The sequence below is a fragment of the Bradyrhizobium nanningense genome, assembly GCF_004114535.1.
GTDB lineage: Bacteria > Pseudomonadota > Alphaproteobacteria > Rhizobiales > Xanthobacteraceae > Bradyrhizobium > Bradyrhizobium nanningense.
In genome coordinates this window covers 515,542-531,532 of record NZ_LBJC01000007.1, presented here as the reverse complement: position 1 = coordinate 531,532, position 15,991 = coordinate 515,542, and the positions used below count along the sequence as shown (strand labels likewise).

The window sequence follows — 15,991 nt, the reverse complement described above, 5'->3', positions numbered from 1 at the left end:
GGCGAGATCAAATCGGAAAGGTGGGCGACATCGTCTCGGAATCCACGGGCGACTTCATATCGGTACGCCTGGGCGACTTCGTCGGAATCCGCAATTGCGGGCAGAACCATCTCGCGCACCTTGGCCAGCACGTCCGCATCTGACCAAGTCGCGTTACCGACAAAATGCAGCAGGGATTGGTGCTGAGCTGCCGTCCGCGCTGGCGCCGTTCGTGCCGCCATCGGCTCAACGCTCTTGCGTTGACCCGGCAGCATCAAGCCGGTGCAATAGTCACGCAGTGGCCTCATCCGCACTGCCTGACCGATCACACTTCCCAGCCCCGCCACATACGCCGTAAACCGTGCCTCGCTGTCTCCAACCTGATTGAGATCCATCTGGCCCTCCGCGTGCCAAATATTGAATCTCTTCAAATATTTGATTCTCCGCCCTCGCGGGCGCGACCAAATGACTCAGTAAGATTAAGCTGACCTACTAGAGCCGGTAGTTTGCGGACATTTCGGGCTTAGCCCAAGTTAACTTGCGGTTGCCAACCAACCGCAAGGGCAGGGAATTCGATCGCTCTCGGCAGAAAGAGTAACATCGAGGTTCAATGATCGCATACCTATCTGACCGCGCAAACGCCGTTACTGCCTTGGGGCTGCTGTGTTCTGGTGCAGCGACGGGGCTCGCGGTCAAAGGACACTATGAGGCGGGAGTAGCGCTCGGGCTCTGGGCGATAATCGCTGACGATGTGGATGGCGAAATAGCCCGGCGCACCAGGAATCGAACGCTTGCCACCAAAGCCATTGGTAAAGCTCTCGATGCGTTCTCGGACCTCATGTTTGGATCAGTTATCCCGGCAATTGTCATCGCCTCTTTCATCGAATCTCCAGCATCTGCGGTATTCACAGCGTTCCTGACATTGATCGGAGCGCTTCGCCTTGCATATTTTGACTATTTCGGATTGGACGATCGCGGTTATTCGACTGGTCTACCACTCTCATACGCTCTGCCAGTGCTCGCGGGGATCTTGCTAGTTGACCACACTATTGCGCCGTTTGAGTTAGGTGTCGTTCTTCCTGCTGTCTTTGTACCGCTATCGTTGCTCCACATCGCCCCATTCAAGATCAAAGCCTCAGGCACTCTTATGCATGTGCTCACGATCGGCGCAGCCATCGCTGCTTCCGTCGGACTGCTGATGACGAGTAGAGCGGGCCAATAATCGGGTTTACAAGGTCATGAGGGCGAGAAATGTCGAGCTTAACTAACGACGTGGTATTTGCCGGAACCAGGGGACTTGCGACCCGCTGTCTTCTATTTGTCATCGAGACCTGCGGCAAAGATCACATCGCGGGCATTCTCGGCGCTTCCCGGTACGAGAAAACGTGGTGGCGGCACGAGACCAGTGAGGAGCTTTGGCATGTCGCAGACCGCTTCGGAATACCATTTTTCGAGTCGATAGAAGATGTTCCTCCTCTCGGAAAGTTTCTCGTAAGCGTCATGTGGAACAAGATTTTCCCGCTCCACATCCTCGCACGGTTCGATGGAGGCGGTATCAATCTTCATCCAGGCCCACTCCCTGAATATCGCGGCAGTTTTGCGCGAACGCATGCGATACTCAATGGCGAGAAGAGCTTTGGGGTGACTGTCCACCATCTCTCAGGGTGGGTCGATCGGGGCGATATTATCGGCGAATTGCAGTTCCCTGTGCTGCCTTCAGAGACGGCCCTCTCTTTAGACACAAGAGCGCAACTTTATGGCTACGCGCTCTTTTGCCAGGTGTGGCTGCGTCTGTTGGACGGATCGGCTACCTCTCGTTCACAAGACGAGTTGATCGCTCAAGATAAACGCAAGGCTTGCTTCTATCCCATGCGCAAGATGACCGCACTTTTGGATTCGTCAGACGTTCCACGCAGCGCCGAAGAACTCGCTCGGCTCTACCGCGCTCTATATCTTCCACCACGCATTGAGCCTCCCAAGTGGCTCGTCGAGCGCGTCATGACTAATGAGGTTCGGACGCTCCTTCGGGATTCTACCGCCGGCGGTACGGCGTGACTTGGCGCGCAGCGCGGCAGCGAGCTCGAAGTATGAGACCGCGCTTCTCGAGGACGTCCGCGACGGCCGAAGTGTGCCGGCGAATTGCCGCTCATCGACTGAACGTGCTCTAAGCTCTGGAGGTTTTTTTGTAGTATCCAGCCTACCGAGGGGGGCCGGCGAGCCGATGCCTCCGGCAGAGCCAGCTTAGCGCGCGGAGGAGGCTAGCTGTGTGTGGGATTTGCGGATTTATCGGACGGATTACTGATAAGTCAGTGACCGAGCGGAACCTCGCGCGTTGCGCTCAGACGCTGGCCCATCGGGGGCCCGACGCGAGTGGCAGTTGCGTGACCTCTTCCTTTGCCTTTGCGCATCGAAGGCTTGCGATCATTGATCCGGATCCCAGGTCAAATCAACCATTCCTCGATGAGGAGCTCGGCCTAACCGTCACCTACAATGGGGAGATCTACAATTACCGTCACTTAAGGCAGGAATTGCTCCGGCGCGGGTACCGATTTCACACAGAGTCGGATACGGAAGTGCTTTGCAAGGCATTTGCTCATTGGGGAATTGATAGCGTTAAACGTCTGCGTGGAATGTTTGCTTTCGCAATCTACGATCAAAAGACCGCGACAGCGTTCCTTGTGAGAGATCGGCTCGGAGTCAAGCCGGTATACTACGCCCAAGCAGATAATGGCTTTGTCTTTGCCTCACAGCCGTCAGCCATCCTGCAGTGGCCAGGCGTCCGCTCGAAGCTCGATCCGGTTGGATTATCAAGCTTCCTCTCATACCGTGCCGTGCTCGGCGAGAGGACGCTATTTTCAGATATTCGAAAACTGCAACCTGGAACCTGCCTGAAAATCACGGCGCAATCGCACGAGCATACGCGTTGGTGGGATCCTGCCCGCCTCGATGAGAGTGATGATTACAGTTCTCTAGAAACCTTGATCGGCAGCGCCGTGGAGGAACATTTGCTGCCCCACACTCCAGTCGCGGCGCTGCTTTCTGGAGGGCTCGACTCCAGTGTGTTGGCTTTCGAGCTTTCAAGGCACTCGTCGCAAAAGCCGACGTGCTTTACTGGAATCGTAAGCAACGATGCGTACGATGAAAGCCCCTATGCGGTTGAGGTCGCGAAATCTCTCAAGCTAGCCCACGTCTTGGTCCGGCTTCCCGGGGCAACGAGCCTGGATGTCGTTAAACGCCTTACCGGATTACGTGGTCATCCAGTCGGCATGCACAACGAAGCGGCAATGTATTTGCTTGCGCGAGCAGTTAGCCACTCTCACAAGGTTCTCCTTACCGGCGAAGGTGCCGACGAGATATTCCTTGGATATAGCCGGATCTTCAGATTGCCCTTTGATCTTCGTCGACAGCGATTGCTGGCTGCTTTGCCAGATGTCATTGGCCGCCCGGCGCGGCGTCATCTCGGCCTTCCCAAGTTCAAAGCAAGCGAATTCGAGCTCTTTCTTGCGCGGTACACTTACTTTCCCCAAGTCGAGAAGCTGGGGCTGGCGACACCGGCATGGAGAAAGGACATTGTTCACGATGCGGAGCTGATCGATTGGATGAACAATGCCTACCACTCAGGCGGCGCCACGCCGGTCGAGCGCATAAGGCAATTCTTTGTACGGCATCATCTACCTGCGCTACTTGAAATGGTCGACAACACCACAATGGCGGCGGGGGTGGAGTCTCGCGTTCCCTTCACAGACCACCGAATCGTTGCGCTAGCTCTGCGCATGTCGTTCTCAGAACATCTTCGTTGGAAACATGCCTTCGCCCCGTTTCAGGCAGCATTCGCTCCGATTGAGAAATTTAGCGAAACGCTCGACGTCTCCAAGGCCGCGCTGCGCATGCTTTACAGCGATCGTCTTCCCGCAAGTGTGATCACGAGAAGGAAGCTCGGGTTTCCGTTGTCCTTAGGTAAGTGGGCGACAGACCAGAGCTCGGCGCCCTTTCGTGACTTGATCTTCAAAGAATCTCCGGCGATCGCTGATTATCTCGATATCGGTGCTCTCCGCCGATGGTATGCACGCCGCTCTCAAGCGGCAAACGATGCGTTCGGAAAGCAACTCTGGCTGATCTGCAATCTGGAGGTCTTCCTTCGCCAACTTTCTTCATAGCTGTTGGTAGGATCGGATGCGGAGGAGCCGAGGCAATCCGGAATGCCGCACCGCTTAGCGGGAAGACGAGCCGATCGGTGTGGAAACGGGAGAGTCTCAAGCGCCAGAAGTATGGATGCGCGATCGCGCTATCCAGTGCGCATGACGCGTTCTGAGGAGTGCTGGAACTGCGCCGAACTACGCGAATGGATTAGGACGCGAGAAGGACGCTGAGAGAGGCCTGTCGTGTTCGCGCGCCCGGCGAAAAAGCTCGTTTTGACGTACGCGCAAGAATGCAGAACATGCCTCATGGTGGCTGGTTATGCTGCTGTCGAACTCGGTGTGGTGTATGCCGGCGCTGCCGACCGCAGGCCGCTCGATGGCACCATTCGGGACCGACTAGTCGTGGCTATAGATTGGGGCTCTTGGCGGCTACCGAATGCATCAGCGTTCGGGATCCGTAACGCCCGGCATGTGAGGCCGAGGTTGATGGCTAGCATAAATCCGGGGAAGCGGAAGCGCGACATTCGCCATTTTTGGAAGGCCCGCAAGAATGACCGCCTTTTCCCGACTGGGACCGAATTCGGTCATACTGGCAAAGCTTGCGTGGTCGACGCGAGTGGCAGCATCTCCCTCGACGGGATCTTTAAGAGGATCATTGAAAAATACGTAATCGGGGTCGGTCCCGGTCACCACCACCCAATGAGTGATCGTCTTAGCTTCGAACTCAATGCTGACCATCACGATGGGATACCAGCCCACCGCCATCCATTTCGAGAGGTCGTCATGGTTGTAAGTGCCAACATGGACAGGGATGCCTCGCTGGTATGCTTCGGCGAGATCTCGCTCCTGGAGAATCTGCATCACCTCCATCTCGCCGCTTTGTGAAGCGCGAGACTTAAGAAAAAGCCCATTATGGCTCACGACAACAAGCGCTGCGAAGCCGCGGCGTTTGAGGGCCAATGCGAGACCAACTGGTCCGCAGCCGCCGTGGATGGTCGTTGCCTCTCGCCAGATCTCGAGCTCAGCTGTTTCACTCGGTTGATATCGCTCGTCCAGCGCGGACATGACCATCATCAAGGAGGATGGTCCACAGGTGAACTTCCTCTTTTGCCGATACAGAGGGACGTTCCTGACCATTTGATTCGTTGAGCTTTCGAGGTCCGGACGCGACATGACGTCACCTCAGATGGAGTTGAAAGAAGCTGGGCGAGGTCCCGTCTGGCGCAGAGACTCGCTGATCGTCATCAGTGCGATCGCCGTCGCTGCGATGACGAGGCCCGGTGCGAGGGCGATCCACCATGCGGTCATCAAATAGTCTCTGCCGAATCCCACCATATTGCCCAAGCTCGACATCGGCGGTTGGATCCCCAGGCCTAGAAAGCTCAGGGTGCTTTCCAGTAGAACCGTCTCGGTGAGCCCAAGGGTCATGCCGACCACGACGGTAGGTGCACAGGCTGGGAGAATATGCTTTGCATAGATATGGACCCGCGAAGCGTTGTAAGTTCGTGCCGCCGTGACATGGAGCCGGTTGCGGGCCGTCAAAGCCAGCCCTCTCGCGATGCGGGCGTGGCGCTCCCAACCGTGCAAGCCCACAAGACAGACAAAAAGTGCCAGCGAATTGCCAAATATCGTGATGACAAGCAGTGCGGTCACCATGAACTGCACGGCAGCCTGCATATCGACGAGTGCCATGACTCCCTCGTCGATCAGTCCGCCAAGCTCGGCAGCGAGGAAGCCCAACGAAACGCCCAGCAGGGTACTAATGAAGGTCCCGCCCACCGCAACGAGCATGCTGATCTGGATCGAATATATCAAGCGTGCCAGCACGTCCCGGCCGAGCTCGTCAGTGCCCAACAAATGTTCCAGCGTGCCGCCGAAGAATAGTGGTGGCATAAGCCGTGCATCCAAGGAGATTTGTGCTGGATGATAGGGGGAAATCACCTGGGCCAGCGCGGCAATCAATAAACATCCGACAATCCATATTGAGGCACCATAGAGTCCTACCTTCGCTGGCTTACGCGGATCGCGTCGGGCTTTCGAAGTTTGAAAGATGTTCCAAGTCCATTCATGCGGCCAGGCGGTACTCATCTATTTCTCCGAGGATTTAGACCGCGGATCGAGCCAGGTGTAACCGAGATCGACGGCCAGGTTGGTCATGATCATCGCAGTGCCAGCAAGCAGAACAATTGCCTGCACCACTGGAACATCTCTGCTTCCGACGGATGTGACGAAGAGATTTCCAATACCCGGCCATGAAAAGAGCGTCTCGACTACTGTCGAACCAGTTACGGCTCCGCCGACAAGCAGGCCAAGGATGGTCAGGATCGGAGCCGCCGCATTGGGCAGTACGTGGTGGATCAATATCCGCCAGAACGGAATGCCGCGCGCAAACGCAGCCAACACATAGCGACTGTCCAGCGATTCGCGAACGGCCACGCGGGTGTACCGTGCAAGCACGGCGGAGCTTGCGGCCGCCATGGTTACTGCCGGCAAAGCCAAGCTGCGCCAGCTCTCCGCGCCGCCGGTCGGCAACCAATTGAGGTGAATTGAGAACACCAGCATCAGCACGATCGCCAGGAAGAAGCTGGGAACGCACACTCCCACGACGCTCGCGATAGTGCACACACGGCCTACGATGCTCGACGGAAACACTGCGGCAGCTATTCCTCCCGCAATGCCCGTGACCGCCGCCAGGGTAAGAGCACAGCAGGTGAGTATCAGCGTCAATGGAAGGTGGCTGAGAACGACACCGAGTGCATCCTGTCGATAGACGTATGAGACGCCTAAGCTTCCTCGGACGACGTTATGGAGATAGGCCAGGTATTGCGCCAGGATGGGGCGATCGAGCCCCAATTCGCCTGAGTATGCGGCGCGCATGTCCGGGCTCGCGTCGGGCCCAAGTAAGACGGTCACCGGATCGCCAGCACAGCGCATAAGAATGAATACGCCCGTTACCATCAGAACGAGCGTGACCAATGCGCGGGCAATTTTGCTCGCAAATACCTTATGGGCATTGCGCCTCATGCGATTATCACCTCTCCGCCGGCACGTGCCGAGGCTCTGTGAGCTGCGAAGGTGTTGAGCGTGATGCCATTTCGGCCCCAAGTTCGGAATTGGGCACCGCCCTGAGCAAGGACTTCATGTAATCCGTCTTTGGGTCGAGCAGTACCTGATCGCGTGAACCGCTCTCAACGATGCTTCCGCGCTTCAGGACCGAGATCTCTGAACAGAGATAGGCGACGGATCTGATATCATGACTGATGAATAGCAGGGACAGGCCGCGGCTCTCACGCAGATCCGACAGAAGGTTCAGGATCTGAGCTTGAACAGTCATGTCGAGTGCGGAGACAGGCTCGTCACAAATCAGAACGTCGGGATCGAGTATAAGCGCTCGCGCTATATTGACGCGCTGGGCCTGTCCGCCGCTTATCTGATGCGGTAACTTGCCAAGGATCTCGCCCGACAAGCCGACGGCGGAAATCGCTGCAGCCAGCCGAGCCTGACAATCGGAAGACCTCATCCTGAAGTTCACAAGCAGGGGCGCGACAATCTGTTTGCCGATCGGGGTGACTGGATTCAGCGCATCGAGAGGGTTCTGAAAGACAGGTTGGACACGGAGGCGGAACGCAGCCAATCGATCCGGCGTCAGCAGCTCGCCCTCAAAAAGGATCTGACCCGCTTGTGGCGCTGTCAGCCCAAGCAGAAGCTTCGCGATTGTGCTTTTGCCGCTGCCCGACTCCCCGATCAGTCCATGGGCTTTCCCACGCCGGATGCTCATGTTGATCTCGCGCAGCCTCGAGCCGCCAAGGACCTCCGCAGCGGATCGGCGAGGAGCCCGGTAACAAAAATCGACATTGTGCAGTTCGAGGATCGGTTCGGGTGACGCTGGCGCTGTACGAACGCGAGGAAGCCCGATCGGCGAGGTCATTTCATGGCTCCAAGTTGTGGCATGCCACCACCTGTTGTGGAGTGCCCTGCAACACGGGCGCCGTGTGCCGGCAAATGTCGAGTGTTCCGGAGCACCGAGATGCGAAATTGCAGCCGGCCTGGCGCTGAGTAGGTTCGGGGAGGGTACCTGCAGGGCTGTGCAGACGCCGGGGATGCCCTGAGAGTGGGGGGACAGCGGAGAATAGCGCGCGCGTATAGCGGTGCAGGGGAGTTCGAGCGACGAGATCGGCGCGCCCGATTTCGACCAACTGGCCGGCGTAGAGAACGCCGATGCGATCCGACCGCTGCAGGGCGACGCCCAAGTCATGGGTCACAAAGAGGATTGCCATGTCTGAGCGGAGCCGTTCGAGCAGGTCAAGGATCTGCTTTTGCGTGGTGACATCGAGAGCCGAGGTCGGCTCGTCCGCGATGAGAAGCTTCGGCTTCATCGCGAGCGCCATTGCAATCATGACGCGCTGGTTCATTCCGCCAGACATCTCGTGCGGGTATTTTCTCATCGCCTCATTGGGATGATCAATCCCCACATCGCAGAGTAGATCTGCGGCCCTTTCGTTCGCCTCTTTCTTGCTCAAGCCGCCGGTCATCTGGACGGTCTCGCGAAGCTGGAACCCAATGTTCCGAACGGGGTTAAGATATAGGCTCGGCTGTTGGTAGATCATTGCACGCAGGCGCCGATCGACATCGGCAAGAGGCCTGCCTTCGATGCGAATATCGCCGAGACATTTCAGCTCGGAACTTGCTACTCCCATGATGGTCGAACACAGGACGCTTTTTCCGCTGCCGCTTTCGCCGACAAGCGCGAAAAACTCACCCTTCCGCAGCTCGAACTGAACGGCGTCCAGGAGTCGGGTCTCGGGTCGGTCTGCAAGAACAACCGTCAATCCAGTAATGTTCAGAAGCGGCGGGCTGCCAGCCGCCATGGCTGGGCGCCCGGCATTCCCTTGCTCAAAGGTTTGAACAAAAGGTGCTTCAAGTACGTGCGAACTGGTTTGGTCCATGACTCCACCTTCCGAGCAGACAATAGTCTTCTGCGTCTGGGGCCCAGGGCGCTCTCGGCTAGGCGTTGATTGCGCCTGGCCGAAAATCCATCAAACCGGTTGGCGTCGGTTTCCACTTGATGTTGGCGCGCTTTCCGAAAAACTCGCCAAGCGAATGGAGCACCGTTCCTGGTGGATCAATCTCGTCGAAAATGTCCAGCATCTCTTGATAGGCAGCTCGCCTTTGGGCCGGGTCCTGCGCCGTCAGCAAAGTTGTCTCCAGCACATTGAACCTGTCGTTCCGCCAATACCCGCCCCTCTGAAAATTGCTCTGAGAGCCCCAGCGCGAGACGAACGATGCGGTGGGGTCGGGATAGTATGTCCCATCGGACGAGTTGTTCACACCGCGGCCCAGACGGTCTTCGACCTGGGCCCAATTCTCTTTCATTTGGATATCGACGTTCAGGCCGACAGCCCTCCACATTGCTGCGATCGCTTGAGTTTCGATAAGCTCGGCCGTGTAATAATTGCCGACCGTTTTGAAAGGAATTGCTGCCCCGTTATAACCCGCTTCTGCAAGAAGTCGCTTCGCCTCTTCCGGATTGTACCGTGGGATTGGCCGGTCAGGACTGTAGAGAGCGCCGTAAGCAGGGTGTTGATGGGACGGCGGCACACTTATGCGCTTGCGCCAGATACTATTGACAATGGTCTGCCTGTCGATCGCCAGATTCATGGCGCGTCTGATGCGCGGATCCCGCAGCACCTCGTTCGTGGTCGAATCATAGACCAGCGTGCGGAAGGACATCGTGTCGCCTCCAACCACGTCCAATCGATTGTCCGCGGCGAGGATATCGAACTGATCCGGCGCTACGGTCGTGATGATATCGAAGTCGCCAGCGCGAAGGCCGGCGACGCGTGCCGCCGGCTCCCGCACCATCCGAAACTCGATCCCCTTCAGCGGCGGCCTTCCACCCCAGTACCCGTCATGCGCCTCGAGGCGTATGTAGCGGTTTTCGACGGCCTCAACGACCCGGTACGGCCCCGCCGCTATGGGAGCCCTGGCCCATTGATCGAATGTCGCCGCCTTCAGATAGGCCGATTTCGAGACGATGCCGGCTCCATAGGAGGTCAGGCGTTTGACAAAAACAGGATCGGGCGCCTTGGTGCTGAACTCGACCGTGTGTCGACCAGTTGCCCGCACCGCGCTCATCGATGGAAAGCTGATCTGGCCAACGCCCAAACCCGGACTGTCCTTTGCCAGCATACGCTCCGCACCGAAAGTAAATGCGACATCCTCTGCCGTTAACTCTTCACCATCGTGGAATCGAACCCCTTTGCGCAAAGACACGCGATAGGTGGTGCTGTCGAGAGCCTCGATGCTTTCAGCCAACATCGGCCGAATCTGCCCGTCCCGTTGATAGTCGATTGCAAAGAGCTTGTCGTAAATACTCTCCAGCACCCGGAAACTCACGAGCGCCGTAGCACGGGGATGGAGCGGATCGAGCTCGACGCGCAGATCCTGCATTGCAATCCGCAGTGCCCTTCGGTCAGCGTCTTGGGCAAAGACAGAGGTCGATGGGAGCAAGCCCAGCCCACCGAATAGTTTGAGAACCTCGCGTCGGGTGGAGTTATTCATGACATAACCCTTAGTTGCATAATGATCAATGCGGTGCCCCCTTTGTGGACGACGCAGCATCGAGTGCTCACGCTTGGACGAGCGGATCGCATTGTTTTTGTGAGAAACGGCTCGTGTGTCGGAGATATAATTCACACCATGTGACACCATCATGACAGGCCTAGGTGCCTAGGTAGCTCTGGACAAGGAGGCCCCCACTCCCGTAGGTTGAGGCTCCGGAATCGGAGCTGGAAGGTGGCCGAATGAAATTTATCATTGTCATGCTGGATGGCCTTCGTCCTGACCAGCTAGACGAAGCAGTTACGCCCAATCTCGCCGAGCTGTCCAAAATCGGCCTTCGACTTGCCCGGCATACCTCATCTTTTCCCAGTGAGACGCGCGTTTCATCGGCCGCGCTAGCCACGGGCGGACATAGCTCGGCCCATGGAATCATCGGCAACCGCTTTTTGGCAAACGGTCGGTCCATCGATGGATCTTCGCTCTCGGCCCTCCTGAGGCTGGGCAGCGAACGCGGTGGCGTCCTCACCGCCACTGCGATCGGCGAAGTCTTGGCGGCGCATGGCCGCGCGATGCTGTCGATCGGATCTCAGTCGCAGGGCTCTTTTGGACTTTCGAGCTGGGGGAGTTGGCAGGCAGGTGCGCCGGCGTATTGGGTTCATGACCCATTAAAGTTCAGTAACAACGCGGCCGTTCGCCGGATTGCGCCAACCTTTCCGATGCTCCCTCCCGACGAGGGGCCCGCGCGTGCTACCATCGAGCGCGTCGTCGATCTATTCTTCTCGTTCCTCAAGGAAGGAACACTTCCGGAGGTCAGCCTGCTCTGGCTTTCGGAGCCGGACATTACATATCATATGTTTGGGCTGCAGCATCGCACGGCGCGTGAGGTGCTCCACGAGGTCGATCGGCAGTTTGGGCGTATTTTTGCTTGGTGGAGCGAGAAAGGAGAGCGGGAAGGAGTCCAGCTTATTGCTGCATCCGATCACGGACACGCCATCATTGGAGAAAAGGTCTCCGTATTGAAACATCTGCAGCGATCGGGATTCAAGGTCGGATACGAACTCACGCCCGACGTAGACGCCGCAATAACAGCTCAACGGGTCGTCAACATTTGGGCTCGGGACAGAGAGAGCCATCTTCTGACAGAGATGTATCACAGCCTTTCCGAGGAGCCATGGCTTGGCGTCGCCTTCTCACGTCAGACTTCCGATGGCTCTCCACTTATCGCGAGTACCCTCCCGCTTTCCGCTGTCATGGCCGAACACCCACGAAGTGCGGACCTGTCGTTTGTTCTCGCCGATTGCGGAGCAGAAAGTCGGAGGGCTTCGCCCGATGCCGTGTACTACGACGGGACCTATCCGATCGGCGTTGGTATGCACGGAGGGCTTTCGGCGCACGAGCTGTCTTCATTATGCATCCTTGCTGGCGATGCCTTTAGAAGCGGAGTTGTTGCTGCCCCAACCAGCATCGTTGATCTGGTCCCGACGATCCTTTCCAGCTTGCGACTGCCGCTACCGTCGACGGTGCATGGCCGTATCATCGATGAAGCTTTGCCAGATCGCGAGGACGGTGGTCAGTATGATGTCGAAGATGCGAGCGTCTCAATTGCCTGTTCAGCGCGCCGGTCAACTGTCTTCCGGGAGCTTTACCGACAACGTCTTTATCTGAGGGGAGCGGCCGTAACCCGGCTCGCGCAACCGAAGAATGATAGACCTGACGCTGATCCGACGGAATTGAAAGCCTGAACCACGGACCATTTGACCTATGTATCAAGGAAAGCGCTGGGAGTTTGTTCGGTCGAACATCGAAGAAGCCATTGCCTCGAGCCGATTTCGGCCAGGCGAAAAACTTCCGAACGACGTAGAGCTTGCTCTCGCATATGGTGTCAACCGGCACACCGTAAGATACGCCATTCGGGCACTCGAGCAGGAGGGACTGCTACGTGTCGAGCAGGGGAGAGGCACCTTCGTTGTTGAACATCCAACACCTTATCTGCTCTCCTCTCAAACCCGGCTGACCGATAATCTCATCTCGCAAGGCCGCCTGGCACGTCGTAAGATCCTGTCTGCTGCAACGATAAAGGCAGACGAACGGCTCGCCGGCTACCTCGACTTGCAGACTCGTGACGATGTGCTGCGCATCGACACGCTGAGCTATCAGGACGAGATCCCAATCGTCATTGCGCATAGCTACTTTCCGGCGAAACGCACTCCCGGACTGCTGGACAAATTCTCTGGTGCTAACTCGATCTCGACTGCTCTCAGGCGCATCGGAATTGACGACTACTCACAACAGTGGGTGACGATAAGCGCACGTCTGCCCTCTGCGCAGGAGGCGCGCCTGCTTGGAATGTCCACTTCGGCGCCGGTCTTCGTCAAAGAGAGCCTTGACTGTTCCGGTCGTATTCCGATCAAATTTGGCGAGAATGTACTGTGCGCACCGAGAATCAGCTTCAGGTTCGACTTTAAAGAGATTAGTTCCGCGGAGCAGTCGGTTGCAGGAAAGCCTCGATCCGGAAAAGCGCAAACGAGCAAATCGAAATCATCTGCCTCCTTGAAGGTCTAGGTCCCATCCCATTCCTGCGGTCGAAGCGGCTGGGAGCGCAATAATTATTTCGCTACCACCTCCCTTGTGGGGGTGTGTTTCACGGTTCATGCCCGGACGAGCCGCTCGCGTTTTGCTGAGGCAATAGGCGGCCGCGTTGGTTGCGGCTCCCATCAAGCTTGCGGGTTTTGGCATCGCGCCGATATTAGAGGCAGCCGCGCATGTCGTGAAGAGGCGCAGCGTCAAACCTTCCGTGATCGTTGTGAACCTCGCCCCTGCGCGGTTGGATCAGACGTCAGCTTTTGCGAAGATGCGCTCGGCGATACGCAGATCTTCCGCGTCATCGATTTCGTACCACCTGAGGTCATCGCATCTCACCGCAGCAAGCTGCAGGCCTTGTGTTTCCACGAGATAGGAAAGAAGCTCTTCAGTGTAGGCCCGGGTAGCGCCGGCCTTGATCATATCGTCTAGGGCCGGAACGAGCTCTGTCCGCAGAGTAGATGCGGACAGCCGTAACAGATTCATCGTCTTGTAAAGAGGCCGGTCATCCGCGATGAGATTTTTCGCTGTTTGTTTCAAACGAAATTCTGAAATGAAGCCAAGATCCGACAACAGGACCGCTGATCCCTGCATCACCTCATCGAAGGGAGCGACAGCAGCCGCGTCGGGCGCTTCACTGATGAGCAGCTGCCGCAATACATTTTCCTCGAAGAAGACGTCGCCCTCAAGAAGGAAGCAGTCTCCGGAAAGCAGAGCGTCTCGCGCCAGCCATAGCGAATAGGCGCTGCCAGTACGATCGTAAACGGAGGATTCGACATATTTGACGTCAACCCTGGCAAAGCGGCCACCGCAGCTATCTTTGATCGCCTCTTTGCCATACCCGACAACAATCGTTACCTGTTCGACGCCGACACGGTCAAGGTTATGTAGCGCGTTGTGCAGGATGGGAGTGCCGTTAACTTGGACAAGGGATTTCGGGGTTAGATCCGTTAGCGGCCGCAGACGAGAGCCAACGCCAGCGGCAAGAATGAGAGCATTCTTGGGAGCATTCACTGGCATTTCATTCGCTTTCTTTAATCCCGAGCCTAACTCCGTGAGCATCGCGAGCGTCCTGTTCTGCCGTTCGGCACCGCAGACCTGTCTAGATCGTGCCGGATCGAAAGGGCTTGGTCGTCGCCCACGTGCATCATCCGCTGTGTGGATTGCCTACCACCTGGCGAGGGGAAGCTGTTTCGTGCTGTGCAAAGCTTCTCCGGCATTATGGGTCGACTGCCTGTTGGTTGACACTTAGAGCGAGACCGCCGAGAGGACACATCGGAGGACTTTCGAAGAAAGGGACGTTATGTGATAAACCCGCTCAGCATGGACTAGCGAGGCTGCAGATATCGCTTTTCGGCCGCGGCGAGCTCGTCATACCTCAGAAGCTCGAATATTTCACTGAGCGGGGCGATATGGGATTCAATGCCCGCAACGCCCTCTTGAGCTGCGATGCTATCGCAGACGCGCCGCATTGCAGCTGCCGCAGCTCGCAAGGAGTGATTGGCCCAGACGACCGTGGAGATCCCCGCATCACGAAAGGTTGACACTGGTGTTCGATAGTAAGTAGTCGGAACAATCACAACGGGTAGCCGGTTCCGCCACTCGCTGACAAACGAAAGTATTTCGTAAGCGGTACTTTTTCGCGAGTGAATCAAGATTGCATCGGCGCCTGCCTCGGCATAGGCATGAGCACGCAAGATGGCTTCATTCAATCCATGTCCAGCGATCAGCGCTTCGATCCTAGCCACGAGAACAACGTGTTCAGCGACCGTGTCCTTCACGGCCCGCAGACGACCTGAGAATTCATCGATATCGGCGAGCGGATGCCGCTCACCAATGAGCGAGTTCAGCTTCGGGAAGCAGCTGTCCTCAAGCGAGACGCCCGCCGCGCCAGCCTGATGAAGTTTGCGTGCGAGGAGGCGAGCATTGTTGAAATTGCCGAAGCCCCCGTCACCGTCAACGAGCACAGGTAGCTTGGTTGAGTCCACTATGCGTTCGACGCTCTGGACGAGCTGGGTCCATGAAGCTTCATTGGCATCGCGATAGCCGAGCGAACTGGCAATCGACAGACCAGAGGCCCAGAGCCCTTTGAATCCCGAGCGCTGGGCGATCGTGGCAGACAGGCCATCATGCGCTTCCATCAGAAACGACAGATCATCATTCGAGCACACCTGGGCGCGAAGCATTTCGACTGGCGACGGCTGTGTGCATTGACGACCTGCGGTAGGCCGAACGGCTTGTGGTTGATACTGCATGCCTAAATCCTGGAGGCCGTTCCTCGATTGGCGCAAATTTCACTGTTCATATCGTTTTGTCGTGAAGTCGATCAATGACCAGCGTTGGTAGTTTAATGGCGCGTAAAAGCTAGCATGATCGCCATAGGGGTGGCGCCGAACGCTAGCCTGTCGTCATGGTCGGATGAGCGTCGACCGACACGCTGGAAAGGAGAGCTTTGGTGCAAATGAAAGATCTGGGCTCGCGAGCCGCGTGCTAACGGCCCTTCACAGAGCATTCAGCCCTGGCGGGAGGAGCGTCTAGTCAAAGGGTGATATCCAGCTCATACAGATATTGAAATATCGACTGCTACGATTGTCGTAAAGGCTGCTATTGCGTTGCGACATATGTCGCAATCCCGTCGAGAGGCTGCAGTTCGATGGTAGTCTCCCGAGAACGGACCGGCGATCTCCCAAGAGCCTCTCCTGCCGCGAGAGTTTGCGTGTGCCACTGAGTGG

Annotated in this window: 14 protein-coding genes; 5 read left to right on the top strand and 9 right to left on the bottom strand. The window is 57.1% G+C overall.

Annotation, left to right across the window (positions count from 1 at the left end; all coding sequences use genetic code 11):
• Window positions 1-374, bottom strand: a 374-nt coding sequence (locus XH84_RS06375) for a transposase (RefSeq protein ID WP_245471618.1), incomplete at its 3' end; no start/stop codon positions are given.
• Window positions 375-589: 215 nt separating this feature from the next.
• Between XH84_RS06375 and XH84_RS06370 the strand changes: the two genes are divergently transcribed.
• The 3 genes from XH84_RS06370 (at window position 590) to asnB (ending at window position 4,136) form a co-directional block, all read left to right on the top strand.
• Window positions 590-1,201, top strand: coding sequence for a CDP-alcohol phosphatidyltransferase family protein (locus XH84_RS06370; RefSeq protein ID WP_128948083.1), 612 nt, complete (start codon window positions 590-592; stop codon window positions 1,199-1,201).
• A gap of 29 nt (window positions 1,202-1,230) precedes the next feature.
• Entirely contained in the window at window positions 1,231-2,034 is an 804-nt protein-coding gene (locus XH84_RS06365) for a formyl transferase (protein ID WP_128948082.1), read from the top strand.
• Between the two features lie 209 nt (window positions 2,035-2,243).
• Window positions 2,244-4,136 (top strand): asparagine synthase (glutamine-hydrolyzing), encoded by a 1,893-nt coding sequence (gene asnB, locus XH84_RS06360; RefSeq protein ID WP_128948081.1) that lies wholly within the window; start codon window positions 2,244-2,246, stop codon window positions 4,134-4,136.
• A 423-nt stretch (window positions 4,137-4,559) separates the two neighbouring features.
• On the opposite strand, the gene XH84_RS06355 is transcribed toward asnB, so the two are convergent.
• Genes XH84_RS06355 through XH84_RS06330 form a run of 6 tightly spaced genes read right to left on the bottom strand, consistent with a single transcriptional unit; the run spans window position 4,560 to window position 10,832 of the window.
• Window positions 4,560-5,255, bottom strand: coding sequence for a peptidase C39 family protein (locus XH84_RS06355; protein ID WP_283811924.1), 696 nt, complete (start codon window positions 5,253-5,255; stop codon window positions 4,560-4,562).
• A gap of 45 nt (window positions 5,256-5,300) precedes the next feature.
• Window positions 5,301-6,206 (bottom strand): ABC transporter permease, encoded by a 906-nt coding sequence (locus tag XH84_RS06350; protein WP_128948079.1) that lies wholly within the window; start codon window positions 6,204-6,206, stop codon window positions 5,301-5,303.
• A complete protein-coding gene (locus tag XH84_RS06345) occupies window positions 6,207-7,142 on the bottom strand; it encodes an ABC transporter permease (protein WP_128948078.1) in 936 nt (311 codons plus the stop codon).
• Between the two features lie 7 nt (window positions 7,143-7,149).
• Complete coding sequence (locus XH84_RS06340; RefSeq protein ID WP_128948077.1) at window positions 7,150-8,046, bottom strand: ABC transporter ATP-binding protein; 897 nt, start codon at window positions 8,044-8,046, stop codon at window positions 7,150-7,152.
• Window position 8,047: 1 nt separating this feature from the next.
• Entirely contained in the window at window positions 8,048-9,064 is a 1,017-nt protein-coding gene (locus XH84_RS06335) for an ABC transporter ATP-binding protein (RefSeq protein WP_128948076.1), read from the bottom strand.
• A 58-nt stretch (window positions 9,065-9,122) separates the two neighbouring features.
• A complete protein-coding gene (locus tag XH84_RS06330; RefSeq protein ID WP_245471617.1) occupies window positions 9,123-10,832 on the bottom strand; it encodes an ABC transporter substrate-binding protein in 1,710 nt (569 codons plus the stop codon).
• Between the two features lie 89 nt (window positions 10,833-10,921).
• Here XH84_RS06330 and XH84_RS06325 point away from each other — a divergent pair, with 89 nt between their 5' ends.
• Both XH84_RS06325 and phnF read left to right on the top strand, forming a co-directional pair.
• Entirely contained in the window at window positions 10,922-12,421 is a 1,500-nt protein-coding gene (locus XH84_RS06325) for an alkaline phosphatase family protein (protein ID WP_128948075.1), read from the top strand.
• A 19-nt stretch (window positions 12,422-12,440) separates the two neighbouring features.
• Window positions 12,441-13,241 (top strand): phosphonate metabolism transcriptional regulator PhnF, encoded by an 801-nt coding sequence (phnF, locus tag XH84_RS06320; RefSeq protein ID WP_128948074.1) that lies wholly within the window; start codon window positions 12,441-12,443, stop codon window positions 13,239-13,241.
• A gap of 267 nt (window positions 13,242-13,508) precedes the next feature.
• Here the strand turns inward: phnF and XH84_RS06315 are convergent, their stop codons facing one another.
• Both XH84_RS06315 and aepX read right to left on the bottom strand, forming a co-directional pair.
• On the bottom strand, window positions 13,509-14,279 hold the full coding sequence (locus XH84_RS06315) for a phosphocholine cytidylyltransferase family protein (RefSeq protein WP_128948090.1): 771 nt from the start codon (window positions 14,277-14,279) through the stop codon (window positions 13,509-13,511).
• Between the two features lie 308 nt (window positions 14,280-14,587).
• Window positions 14,588-15,445, bottom strand: a complete 858-nt coding sequence (gene aepX, locus XH84_RS06310; protein WP_128948089.1) for a phosphoenolpyruvate mutase — start codon at window positions 15,443-15,445, stop codon at window positions 14,588-14,590.
• Window positions 15,446-15,991 lie beyond the last annotated feature (546 nt).

Bases quoted from the DNA above. Each gene is read 5' to 3' on its own strand.
- XH84_RS06370 (WP_128948083.1), top strand. From the start codon at position 590: ATGATCGCATACCTATCTGACCGCGCAAACGCCGTTACTGCCTTGGGG.
- XH84_RS06365 (WP_128948082.1), top strand. From the start codon at position 1,231: ATGTCGAGCTTAACTAACGACGTGGTATTTGCCGGAACCAGGGGACTT.
- XH84_RS06355 (WP_283811924.1), bottom strand. From the start codon at position 5,255: ATGGTCAGGAACGTCCCTCTGTATCGGCAAAAGAGGAAGTTCACCTGT.
- XH84_RS06350 (WP_128948079.1), bottom strand. From the start codon at position 6,206: ATGAGTACCGCCTGGCCGCATGAATGGACTTGGAACATCTTTCAAACT.
- XH84_RS06345 (WP_128948078.1), bottom strand. From the start codon at position 7,142: ATGAGGCGCAATGCCCATAAGGTATTTGCGAGCAAAATTGCCCGCGCA.
- XH84_RS06340 (WP_128948077.1), bottom strand. From the start codon at position 8,046: ATGACCTCGCCGATCGGGCTTCCTCGCGTTCGTACAGCGCCAGCGTCA.
- XH84_RS06335 (WP_128948076.1), bottom strand. From the start codon at position 9,064: ATGGACCAAACCAGTTCGCACGTACTTGAAGCACCTTTTGTTCAAACC.
- XH84_RS06330 (WP_245471617.1), bottom strand. From the start codon at position 10,832: ATGATGGTGTCACATGGTGTGAATTATATCTCCGACACACGAGCCGTT.
- XH84_RS06325 (WP_128948075.1), top strand. From the start codon at position 10,922: ATGAAATTTATCATTGTCATGCTGGATGGCCTTCGTCCTGACCAGCTA.
- phnF (WP_128948074.1), top strand. From the start codon at position 12,441: ATGTATCAAGGAAAGCGCTGGGAGTTTGTTCGGTCGAACATCGAAGAA.
- XH84_RS06315 (WP_128948090.1), bottom strand. From the start codon at position 14,279: ATGCCAGTGAATGCTCCCAAGAATGCTCTCATTCTTGCCGCTGGCGTT.
- aepX (WP_128948089.1), bottom strand. From the start codon at position 15,445: ATGCTTCGCGCCCAGGTGTGCTCGAATGATGATCTGTCGTTTCTGATG.